Origin of the sequence: Methylobacterium sp. 10, assembly GCF_000519085.1 — a bacterium.
Classification (GTDB): Bacteria; Pseudomonadota; Alphaproteobacteria; order Rhizobiales; family Beijerinckiaceae; genus Methylobacterium.
Genome location: NZ_KI912577.1, coordinates 1,908,357 through 1,919,967 on the forward strand (window position 1 = coordinate 1,908,357; position 11,611 = coordinate 1,919,967).

General features: G+C 66.7%; 8 protein-coding genes. 2 read left to right on the forward strand and 6 right to left on the reverse strand.

Annotation, left to right across the window (positions count from 1 at the left end):
• The first annotated feature begins 63 nt into the window (after positions 1 to 63).
• Positions 64 to 1,662, forward strand: a complete 1,599-nt coding sequence (gene purH, locus K368_RS0108760) for a bifunctional phosphoribosylaminoimidazolecarboxamide formyltransferase/IMP cyclohydrolase (protein WP_027172059.1) — start codon at positions 64 to 66, stop codon at positions 1,660 to 1,662.
• 58 nt (positions 1,663 to 1,720) lie between these two features.
• Positions 1,721 to 3,091, forward strand: a complete 1,371-nt coding sequence (locus tag K368_RS0108765; RefSeq protein WP_027172060.1) for a DUF2252 domain-containing protein — start codon at positions 1,721 to 1,723, stop codon at positions 3,089 to 3,091.
• A gap of 143 nt (positions 3,092 to 3,234) precedes the next feature.
• Here K368_RS0108765 and K368_RS0108770 read toward each other — a convergent pair whose 3' ends face one another.
• The 6 genes from K368_RS0108770 to K368_RS0108795 all read right to left on the reverse strand — a co-directional run bounded on the left by K368_RS0108770 (position 3,235) and on the right by K368_RS0108795 (position 11,500).
• Complete coding sequence (locus K368_RS0108770) at positions 3,235 to 4,974, reverse strand: MFS transporter (RefSeq protein WP_027172061.1); 1,740 nt, start codon at positions 4,972 to 4,974, stop codon at positions 3,235 to 3,237.
• A 383-nt stretch (positions 4,975 to 5,357) separates the two neighbouring features.
• A complete protein-coding gene (locus K368_RS0108775) occupies positions 5,358 to 7,052 on the reverse strand; it encodes a cation acetate symporter (RefSeq protein ID WP_036266124.1) in 1,695 nt (564 codons plus the stop codon).
• Positions 7,049 to 7,357, reverse strand: a complete 309-nt coding sequence (locus K368_RS0108780; protein WP_018045146.1) for a DUF485 domain-containing protein — start codon at positions 7,355 to 7,357, stop codon at positions 7,049 to 7,051. Before K368_RS0108780 ends, K368_RS0108775 begins: the two co-directional genes overlap by 4 nt.
• A gap of 348 nt (positions 7,358 to 7,705) precedes the next feature.
• Positions 7,706 to 9,655 carry an acetate--CoA ligase gene (gene acs, locus K368_RS0108785; RefSeq protein WP_027172063.1) on the reverse strand — a complete coding sequence of 650 codons (1,950 nt, stop codon included), beginning with the start codon at positions 9,653 to 9,655 and terminating at the stop codon, positions 7,706 to 7,708.
• A gap of 169 nt (positions 9,656 to 9,824) precedes the next feature.
• Entirely contained in the window at positions 9,825 to 10,085 is a 261-nt protein-coding gene (locus K368_RS0108790) for a hypothetical protein (protein ID WP_027172064.1), read from the reverse strand.
• Positions 10,086 to 10,198: 113 nt separating this feature from the next.
• On the reverse strand, positions 10,199 to 11,500 hold the full coding sequence (locus K368_RS0108795) for an ABC transporter substrate-binding protein (protein WP_245259542.1): 1,302 nt from the start codon (positions 11,498 to 11,500) through the stop codon (positions 10,199 to 10,201).
• Positions 11,501 to 11,611 lie beyond the last annotated feature (111 nt).

Below are 11,611 nucleotides of genomic sequence, written 5' to 3' on the forward strand. Positions count from 1 at the left end.
CCATCTGTGGTACCCGCCGCGTTTCAGGGGCAGAATCTGCCCTGTGCCGGACGGTTCTCGACAATGTCGCATGATCAGGCGCGGGTTGCCCGCGCACTCCTCTCCGTCTCCGACAAGACGGGCCTCGTGGATTTCGCCCGCGCGCTGTCCGAGCGCGGCGTCGCCCTTGTCTCCACGGGCGGCACGCACCGGGCCTTGAGCGAGGCGGGCCTGCCGGTCACGGAAGTCGCCGAGATCACCGGCTTTCCCGAGATGATGGACGGGCGGGTGAAGACCCTGCACCCGGCGGTGCATGGCGGTCTCCTCGCGGTGCGCGACGATCCCGAGCATCAGGCGGCGCTGGCCGCCCACGGTATCGGCGCCATCGACCTCCTCGTGGTCAATCTCTATCCGTTCGAGGCGACGATCGCGAAACCCTGCGCCTATGACGACGCGGTGGAGAACATCGATGTCGGCGGCCCGGCGATGATCCGCGCGGCTGCCAAGAATCATGCCGACGTGGCGGTGGTGGTGGATGTGGCCGATTACGGCGCCATTCTCTCGGAGCTCGAAGCCGGCAACGGCACGCTGGGTGCGGCGACCCGCAGGCGGCTGGCGCAGAAGGCCTTCGCCCGCACCGCCTCCTACGATTCCGCCATTGCCGCCTGGCTCGCCGACCATGTGGAGATGGAGGAGGCCCCCGCCTTCCGTGCCTTCGGCGGCACCCTCGCCCAATCCCTGCGCTACGGCGAGAACCCGCATCAATCGGCGGCCTTCTACCGGACGCCCGGCCTCGTTCGGCCTGGCGTAGCGAGCGCCCGCCAGCTCCAGGGCAAGGAGCTGTCCTACAACAACCTGAACGACACCGATGCGGCCTATGAATGCGTCGCCGAGTTCGACCCGGCCCGCGCCGCCGCGGTGGCGATCATCAAGCATGCCAACCCCTGCGGCGTCGCCGAAGGCGAAACCCTGGCAGAGGCCTATGAGCGGGCGCTCGCCTGCGACCCGACTTCGGCCTTCGGCGGCATCGTCGCCCTCAACCGCACCCTGGATGCCGAATCGGCCGCGCGAATCGTCGAGATCTTTACCGAGGTGATCATTGCGCCGGACGCCACCGAGGAGGCGATCGCCCTCGTCGCGGCCAAGAAGAACCTGCGTCTCCTTCTCGCGGGCGGCCTTCCCGACCCGCGTGCCAAGGGCTTCGCCATGCGCAACCTCGCCGGCGGCATCCTGGTCCAGGGCCGCGACGCGGCCGTGGTCGACGACATGACGCTGAAGGTGGTGACGAAGCGCGAGCCCACGGCGCAGGAATATGCCGACCTGCGCTTCGCCTACCGCGTCGCCAAGCACGTCAAGTCGAATGCCATCGTCTACGCCCGTAACGGAGCCACCGTGGGCATCGGTGCCGGGCAGATGTCGCGGGTGGATTCCTCGCGCATCGCCGCCTGGAAAGCGGCGGAGGGCGCACAACGCATCGGCGCGGCGGAGAGCCTGGCCAAGGGCTCGGTTGTGGCCTCGGACGCGTTCTTCCCCTTCGCCGACGGTCTGATCGCGGCGGCGGAGGCCGGCGCCACGGCGGTGATTCAGCCCGGCGGCTCGATGCGGGATGCCGACGTGATCAAGGCTGCCGACGAGGCCGGCCTCGCCATGGTGTTTACAGGACACCGCCACTTCCGGCACTGATGCCGCGCGGTGTGCACGCAAACGGCCTGCGCGCATCGCCCTGTCGAGGCTTTCTTCCATGATCAACACGCACCTTTCCTCCCATCGCGCCGAGCGCCGGGCGGCCGGCAAGCGCTTGCGCGATGCGGTCCCCCGTGAATCGCATGCCGATTGGTATCCGGCCGAAGACCGTGATCCGCTGGCGGTCCTGCGGGCGAACGATGCCGGCCGGTTGCTCGAACTGATTCCCCTGCGCCACGAGCGGATGCGGGCTAGTCCGTTCGCCTTCCTGCGCGGGGCCGCCGCGGTGATGGCCTCCGACCTCGCCGGCGTTCCGGTTCCGGGCATCCCGGTCCAGGCCTGCGGCGATTGCCACATCGGCAATTTCGGCGTGTATCGCAGCGCCGAGGGCCAGACCCTGTTCGACATCAACGACTTCGACGAGACGCTCTGGAACGTCGATTTCACCATCGACGTGAAGCGTCTCGCCGCCAGCGTCGCCGTCGCCGCCTTCGCCCAGGGCGAGGACAAGGCCTATCGCGCGGCTCGCGCCAGCGTCTGCGCCTATCGCGAGCACATCCGCGAGTTGTCGTATCTCTCGCCGCTGGCCATCTGGCACAGCCGCATCGACCTCGACGAAGAGATCGGCCGTCTCGGCGACGGGGATCTGTGCCGGCGCCTCGTGGCCGATGCGGCCGCCGAGACCGCCGACGGCCTGAGCCATGGCGACGCCCCGGATCTCGACCCGGCGACCATCCATGCGGACTCGACCCTCTGGCGCATCGCCGACAAGGATCCGACGATCTTCCACGAAGGGGCGAACGGGCTGACGGAGGCGGTGCAGGAAGCGGCCGCCGCGCTGCTCGCCTATCCGCAGAGCCTCCAGGCCGACCGCAACCTGCTGACCCTGCGCTACATGCAGCGCGACGTCGCCTTCAAGGTGGTCGGCATCGGCTCGGTCGGCACCGTCTGCGCCGTGGGATTGTACACCGACGCGGATGGCGCGCCGCTCTTCCTGCAGATCAAGGAGGCCCGGCCTTCGGTCCTGGGTCAGCTCGCCCTGAGCCCGTTCTTCCTCGCATCCGAGGGCCAGCGCGTGATCGATGGCCAGCGCATCATGCAGGCCGCAAGCGACATGTTCCTCGGCACCGCCCATTCCGAGCTGAGCGGGCGCTCCTATTATGTGCGCCAACTCAAGAACAAGAAGCTTTCGGCCGTCGCCGAGATCCTCGCCGAGAGCGGCCCCAAAGCCTATGCGCGGCTCTGCGGCACAACGCTCGCCCGCGCCCACGCCCGCTCCGGGGACGCGGCGATGATCGCCGGCTATCTCGGCAAGGGCGACGCCTTCGACGAGGCCGTCGCCGAGTTCGCCATGCGCTATGCGTGGCAAACGATGGCCGATCATCACGCCCTGCAGGCGGCCCATGCGGATACCGCCGAGCACGCATGACGTGACGGATTCCGCGACGCGCGGCCGATACGACAAAGGGCCCCGGAGCGATCCGGGGCCCTTTTCCATGGCGTCACATCGAGGGTGCTACGTCGCGCGCCGGACCGTATCGGAGAGCCCGGTCCGGCGCTTCGATTCGAGGACTATCGCGCCGGGCGGTCGTCCCAGGTGAAGATGTCCCTGTCCTTGGTCTCGGGGATGAACAGGGCACCGATGACGGCCGTCGCGAGGGCGATGACGATCGGGTACCAGAGGCCGAAATAGATGTCGCCGGTCTGGGCCACCATGGCGAAGGCCGTGGCTGGCAGCAGGCCGCCGAACCAGCCGTTGCCGATATGGTAGGGCAGCGACATCGAGGTGTAGCGGATACGCGTCGGGAACAGTTCGACGAGGGCTGCCGCGATCGGGCCGTAGACCATCGTCACGTAGAGGACGAGGATCGTCAGGATTCCGATGATCGTCAGCTTCTGGACCGAGAAGATGTCGATCATCTTGGCGAAGTTCGACAGGCCGTCCTTCGGTTCGATGGCGATCTTCACGATGCTCGGGTTGGTGGCGGTGGGGTAGCCGGAGGCGGTGAGGGCCGCGCCCACGTCCTTGGTGAAGGCCGGATCGGCGGCGGCGAACTCCTTGCCGGCGACGGTGACGGTGGCCTTGGTGCCGGGAGCGGCCGGCTCGGTGGTGTAGTTCACCGCGGACCGGGCGAGCAGCGCCTTGGCGATGTCGCAGGAATTGGTGAACTTGGCCGTTCCCACCGGATTGAACTGGAACGAGCAATCCGCCGGATCGGCCTTCACCACCACCTGCGTGCTCTGCTGGGCCGCGTGCAGAGCCGGGTTGGCGGCTGCGGTCAGCGCCTTGAACAGCGGGAAGAAGGTCAGTGCCGCGATCACGCAACCGCCGAGGATGATCGGCTTGCGGCCGATCTTGTCGGAGAGCGCGCCGAAGAACAGGAACCCGCCGGTGCCGAGGATGAGCGACCAGGCGATGAGCACGTTGGCGGTGAACTGATCGACCTTCAGGATCGTCTGGAGGAAGAACAGCGCGTAGAACTGGCCGGTGTACCAGACCACGGCCTGGCCGGCGGTGAGGCCGAGGAGTGCGAGGAGCGCCCATTTGGCGTTGCGCCATTGGCCGAACGCCTCCGAGAGCGGCGCCTTCGAGCCGGTGCCCTCGTCCTTCATCTTCTTGAAGGCCGGGCTTTCCTGCATCTGCAGACGGATCCAGACCGAGACGCCGAGCAGCACGATCGAGACCAGGAACGGAATGCGCCAGCCCCAGGCGGCGAAGGGCGTGATCGTGCCTGCCGAACCATCGGCGAGGGTGGTGGCGACGGGCGCGTAGTTCGCGTTGACGTAGATCTGCGTGAACAGGATCACCATCAGCGACAGCAGGAGACCAAGGGTCGCCGTGGTCTGAATGAAGGCGGTGTAGAAGCCGCGACGCCCGGGGGGAGCGTGCTCGGCCACGTAGACCGCCGCGCCGCCGTATTCACCGCCAAGGGCGAGGCCCTGGAGCATGCGCAAGGCCAGCAGCGCCACGGGCGCGACCCAGCCGACGCCGTACTCGTTCATCGTCGCGTAGGACGGCAGCAGGCCGACCACGAAGGTCGAGATGCCCATGATCAGGATCGTCACGAGGAAGGTATACTTGCGGCCCACCAGATCGCCGAGACGTCCGAACACCAGCGCGCCGAAGGGGCGGACTAGGAAGCCAGCGGCGAAGGCCATCAGGGCGAAGATGTTGCGCGTGGCTTCCGGATAAGCCGAGAAGAACTGCGCACCGATGATCGCGGCGAGCGATCCGTAGAGATAGAAATCATACCACTCGAACACGGTGCCGAGCGAGGAGGCCAGGATGACCTTCTTCTCGCCGGCACTCATGGGCCGCGCGGCTTCCTTCGGTAATGGGACCGCTGACGTTGCAGACATGGGGACTCCTCCGGATTTTTTACTTCCAGGCTTTTGCAGGCCTGGCTTTCATCACTTTACAGACCGGGCTTCTGCGTCGGCGTTCGCAGTCGGCCAAGTTCTGTTGAGCATTCGTCTTGCCCCTCACGGAAATGAGAGCACACGACGCTACCCCACGCCATGATTTCGCCCAAGAGTGAAAACGCGGCGGAGGCGCGCGATACTCACGTTTTTGTGTGCGGGTGTCACTTTCCCGTCCGCAGCCGGCTCGTCCGTCGCACTCGGTACTTCGAACGAGAAAGGGCGCGGCTCGCGCCGCGCCCTCTCGATGTCTCGAAGACTGTTTTTGGTACGGTTTAGTGGGCGTGCGCGCCGGACGCCCCGATCCCGGTCTCCGAGCGCACGAACTGCTGGTCGAACAAGGCGCGCTCGCGCTTGGCCCGCGCCGTGTTGTCGAGCTTCGACACGACGTAGATCGTGAAGAAGGCCAGGGGCATCGAGAACAGGGCCGGGTTGTCGTAGGGGAAGATCGCCACCGGATTGCCGAAGGTCGTCACCCACACCGCCTTCGACAGGATGACCATGCCGACCGCCGCGAAGAGGCCGACGAAGCCGCCGATGAGGGCGCCCCAGGTAGTCGTGCCCCGCCACAGGATCGACATGGTGAGGATCGGGAAGTTGCAGCTCGCCGCCACCGAGAAGGCGAGGCCCACCATGAAGGCGACGTTCTGGTTCTCGAAAACATAGCCGAGATAGATCGCCACGATTCCGATGACGACCGCCGAGATCTTCGAGAGCCGGACCTCGGAGGCCTCGTTGGTGCGCCCGCGGGCGATGACGCTGGCGTAGAGGTCGTGGCTCACCGCCGATGCGCCGGCGAGGGTCAGGCCGGCCACCACCGCGAGGATGGTGGCGAAAGCCACCGCCGAGATGAAGCCGAGGAAGTACGGCCCGCCCACGGCATTGGCGAGGTTCACGGCGACCATGTTGGTACCGCCGACCATGCCCTTGAGCTTGTCGAAGGCGCCGGCCGGATCGAGTTTGAAATAGGCCGGGTCGGACATCAGCAGGGCGATGCCGCCGAAGCCGATGATGAAGGTGAGGATGTAGAAGTAGCCGATCAGGCCGGTGGCATAGAACACCGACTTGCGGGCGGCCTGGGCGTCGGAGACCGTGAAGAACCGCATCAGGATGTGCGGCAGGCCGGCGGTGCCGAACATCAGGCCGACGCCGAGGGAAATCGCCTCGATCGGGTTCGAGACGAGGCCGCCCGGCGCCATGATGGCGTCGCCCTTCGGATGGGTGGCGACGGCGGCCGAGAACAGGGCCTCGGGGTTGAAGCCGTATCTGTAGAGGACCGCGCCGGCCATGAAGGTGGCGCCCCCCAGCAGCAGGCAGGCCTTGATGACCTGGACCCAGGTGGTCGCCTTCATGCCGCCGAAGGCGACGTAGACGATCATCAGCACGCCGACGATGACCACGGCGTAGAGGTATTCGAGCCCGAACAGCAGCTGGATCAGCTTCCCCGCGCCGACCATCTGGGCGATGAGGTAGAACGCCACCACGACGAGGGTGCCCACCGCCGAGATGATGCGGATCGAGGTCTGGTCGAGGCGGAAGCTCGCCACGTCGGCGAAGGTGAACTTGCCGAGGTTGCGCAGGCGCTCGGCAATGAGGAACAGCACGATCGGCCAGCCCACAAGGAAGCCGGTGGAGTAGATCAGCCCGTCGAAGCCGGAGGTGTAGACGAGGCCCGAAATGCCGAGGAACGAGGCGGCCGACATATAGTCGCCGGCGATGGCCAGCGAGTTGGTGCCGGCCGAGATGCCGCCACCGGCGGCGTAGAAGTCGGAGGCCGACTTCGTGCCCTTGGCCGCCTTGTAGGTGATGCCGAGGGTGAAGAGGACGAAGAACGCGAACATGCCGATGGCCGGCCAGTTCGTCTGGGCTTTCGTGACGGCGCCGATATCGGGGCCGGCCGCATAGGCGGCACCCGCGAGAATGACCGCGAGGGTGGTGCCAAGGGCGATGGGGTGGGCTGAGCGGATCATCGGCCGAGGTCCCGCTTGAGCGCGGCTGTCAGTTCGTCGAAGCGGCCGTTGGCGCGCTGGACGTAGATGCCGGTGAGGATGAAGGCGAAGACGATCACGGCGACGCCGAGGATCAGGCCCAGGGAGGTCGTGGCGCTCCCGATCTTCAGGGCGAGCAGAGACTTGTCGAAGGCGATGAGGCCGATGAAGCCGAAATAAACCAGCAGCATCAGGATGGTCAGCGTCCAGCCGAAGCGGGTGCGTTCGTGCACGAGCTCCTTGAATCGCGGGTTCTGCGCAATCCGCGCAGTCTCGATATCGGACATGGCGTTACTTTCCCTGAAGCGTCGACCCTTCTGAACGGGGTCTCGGTCTCGACGAATACTGTAGCGATGGGGGGCGAGCGCGCTCGATGCTGCCAATCTTCTCTCGTGTCCCGAGGCGCGTCTACGCAAGCGCCGCACGGTCACGATATCGTCAGGTCGAGCGGAAGCGACGGCTTGGGATCCGGCTGATCAGGTTCGCATTGGCAAGCCAATGCTTCACCTCGCTTAAGCCTTTAACGTGTCGCAGGTTCTAGAGTGCAAACCGGTGACCACTTTCGCTAAACCTGCTTAGGACGCGACCGGCGCACCTCCTTCGAGATGCGCCGCTTCGTTGCGGGAGTTCGGGGATCAGGACGCGCGGTTCTGGCGGTTCTCGATCAGGTCATCGACCACGGCCGGCTCGGCGAGCGTCGAGGTATCGCCCAGCGACGAGAACTCGTCCTCGGCGATCTTGCGGAGGATGCGGCGCATGATCTTGCCGGAGCGGGTCTTGGGCAGGCCGGGGGCGAACTGGATCAGGTCCGGCGAGGCGATGGGGCCGATATCCTTGCGGACCCAGGCCACCAGTTCCTTGCGCAGCTCGTCCGAACCGTCCTCGCCCTCCATCAGGGTGACGTAGGCGTAGATGCCCTGTCCCTTCACGGAATGCGGGTATCCGACGACGGCCGCTTCCGACACCTTCGGATGGGCGACGAGGGAGGATTCGACCTCCGCCGTGCCCATGCGGTGGCCCGAGACGTTGATGACGTCGTCGACGCGCCCGGTGATCCAGTAATAGCCGTCCGCGTCCCGGCGGCAGCCGTCACCGGTGAAGTAGAGGTTCGGATAGGTGGAGAAGTAGGTCTGCTCGAACCGCTCATGGTCGCCATAGACCGTGCGCATCTGGCCCGGCCAGGAATCCGCGATGCAGAGGTTGCCCTCGCAGGGACCGTCGAGCGCCTTGCCCTCGGCATCGACGATCAGCGGCTGCACGCCGAAGAACGGTCGCGTGGCCGAGCCGGGTTTCAGCTTGGTGGCGCCGGGAAGCGGGGTGATGAGGATGCCGCCGGTCTCGGTCTGCCACCACGTATCGACGATGGGGCAACGGCTGTCGCCGACCACGCGGTAGTACCAGTCCCAGGCTTCCGGGTTGATCGGCTCGCCCACCGAGCCGAGAACGCGGAGCGAAGCCCGCGAGGTCTTCTTCACCGGGCCCTCGCCGCCGCCCATGAGCGAGCGGATCGCCGTGGGGGCGGTATAGAAGATGTTGACCTTGTGCTTGTCCACCACGTCCCAGAAACGCGACGTCGACGGATAGGTCGGGATGCCCTCGAACATCAGGGTCGTGGCACCGTTGGCGAGCGGCCCGTAGACGATGTAGCTATGGCCCGTGACCCAGCCCACATCCGCCGTACACCAGTAAACCTCGCCCTCGCGGTAATCGAAGACGTATTGATGCGTCATCGCTGCGTAGACGAGATAGCCGCCGGTGGTGTGGACGACTCCCTTGGGCTGGCCCGTGGAGCCGGAGGTGTAGAGAATGAAGAGCGGGTGCTCCGCCTCCACGGCCACGGCCGGGCACTCGTCGGTGACTTGGGCGGCGGCCTCGTCGTAATAGACATCGCGGCCGGGCTCCATCGGAACGGCGCTGCCGGTGCGGCGCACGACGACCACATGGTCCACCGCATCCTTGCCGAGGCGGGCGATGGCGGCGTCGACATTGGCCTTCAGCGCTACCTTGCGGCCGCCGCGCAGACCCTCGTCGGCGGTGATGACGAGCTTGGAGGCGCAACCCTCGATGCGGCCTGCGAGGGAATCCGGCGAGAAGCCGCCGAAGACGATGGAATGGATCGCCCCGAGCCGGGCGCAGGCCAGCATGGCATAGGCGGCTTCCGGGATCATCGGCAGGTAGAGGGTGACGCGGTCACCCTTGCCGACGCCGCGGTTGCGCAGCACGTTCGCCATCCGGCAGACTTCCGAATGAAGCTCACGGTAAGTGATGTGCTTGGAGTCGTTCGGGTCGTCGCCTTCCCAGATGATCGCGACCTGGTCGCCGCGGGTGTCGAGGTGGCGGTCGATGCAATTGTAGGCAACGTTGGTCTTGCCGTCCTCGAACCATTTGATCGAAACGTTGCCCGGAGCGAAGCTCGTATTCTTCACGGTGGAGTACGGAGTCGACCAGTCGATCCGCTTGCCGTGCTCGCCCCAGAACGCGGCCGGATCATCGACCGAGGCCTTATACATCGCCTGATATCCGGCGTCGTCCACATGCGCGCCGTCGATCCAGGCCGCGCGGACGTCGACCACCTTCTCGTCCATGACGTTTTCCCTGCTGGTGCCCGATCGTATCGCGAAAACCGCGCAGCCGGGACTTCCACCTTGTTCTTATGCGCAGGAGCAGATTTATCGCAAGCGCGAAGGGGCATGATCCAACAGCGCCGACACCCCCCAATTGGGGGAATACTCCTCGACATCGGGGGCCTGCATGTCAGTTGCAGCCGATACAGATCCCCTTGATCCCCGAACCTTCCGACTTGCGCTGCTTGCTGCTGTCGTCACGCTTGATCGGTGTGTCGGGCGCTGCCGCGGCGCCAGGCGGCTTGGTGACGCCGGTGGGGGCGATGTTGCGGAACGAGCCGGCCGAGTCGAGGTTCTGCCCCGTCGTCGGGGTGCCGCTCGACTGGGCTAGAGCGGCGGTCGCTCCGGTCATGAAAAGGCCGGCGGCCAGAAGTCTCAGTGTCGTACGCATCGCGCTTCTCCATGGTTCGCGGAAGAACGGATGGGGTGCGCCGGGGTTGCTTCCCGCCGCAAAGCGGCGCCGGAAAAGACCGCGTCGGGGCGCGAGTGCGAGCTCGCCTCGTGTCAGGGAGGCGACCCGCAGGGCTCGGTACGGGCCGACAGCGTCGGATTGACTGTCCGGAACTCGGCCACCACCGCATCGAGGCGAGCTTCCACGAGATCGTTCATCTGCGGAACCCCCTCGGCCGCCCGAAGCCATTTGGCACCGTCCCACACCTGCACGAAGCCGGAAGGTCGGCCGCCGTGATCGCGGCAGGAGAAGGTGACCGAGTGGGCAAAGCCCGCCAATCCGAGCCCTTTCCAGCGGCCGTCGTCGATGGAAAGGGCCTCGAAGGCGAGGCGCACGTCCTCGCCGCGCAAGGGCGCGCCGCGCCGTGCTCTCTGGGCCTCCGCGATGGTTTCGGCGGCGAGCACCGCGTTGTAGACGCCCCGGTTATAGTGGGTCTCGCCCGATCCGTCCTTCGGCGTCGAGGACAATCCGCGATCGGCGACGAAGGCGTCGATGGCATCGAAGGCGGGGAAAGCATCGCCGAAGGCATGGCGGCTCACCTCCTTGAAGCCGCGGCTCGCCGACCCGGTGCGGCGGATGCCGTCCTGATCGGGCCAGCGCAGGGCGATCATCCGGTCGGGCGGGAAGCCGACTTTCAGGGCTTCATCGACGGAAGCGCCGCTCCGCGTGCCCTGGCCCAGAAGGATGACATGGTCGGGGTGCGCGGCTGCGATGCGTGTCCATAGGGCGGCCTTGCCGGCCTCGGTCTCGTCATCGGCGAAGAGCGGTGTAGAGAACCCATAGCGGGCGCCGAGTTCCCGCAGGATGGCGAGGGCGGACGGGTCGGCACCCGCATGGCTGTAGACGAGGCCGATGGAGAGGCCCTGCAGTTCGGACAGTCCGCCGAGCCGGTTGGCGAGATACCGGATCACGATGGTGATGCCGCCGAGGACGGTGGCGGAGGGGTTGAACACCCATGGCAGCAGGTCGCCGCGCGTCCCGGCCGGGAAGCCGTCGGCGAGGGACAGGATCGGAATCCGGTCCCGCGCAGCCGGTTCCAGCAGGTCGTGGGTGATGCCTCGGTCCGGCGTCGTGATCAGAACCGTTCCGGCCGCCCGCGCGGTGGCGTAGCAGGCGCGGGCGCGCTCCACCTCCGAGGCGACCTCGCATTCCTCCACCCGCAACGGTACGCCGCCGATCCCACCATCGCGCTGGTTCAGCATCTCCAGGTAATCGTGAACGCCGTTGGCGATCCGCGCGCCGATGGCGGCGTCGGGGCCCGTGCGGTTGGTGAGGAGGGTCATGCGGATTGGCTCGGCGGCTGCCGCCGGCACGCAGAGCGCCAGGATCAGGGCCGTCACGGCCGTCGGAGGCAAGCGGCGTCTCGTCATGGAGAGTGCATCGAGCCCGGTCCTCCGCAGGCCGCGCGTCGCAGGCGCGACCCACGCCACATGGCCGACCGATGATGGCAGATGCCCGGCCGTGAG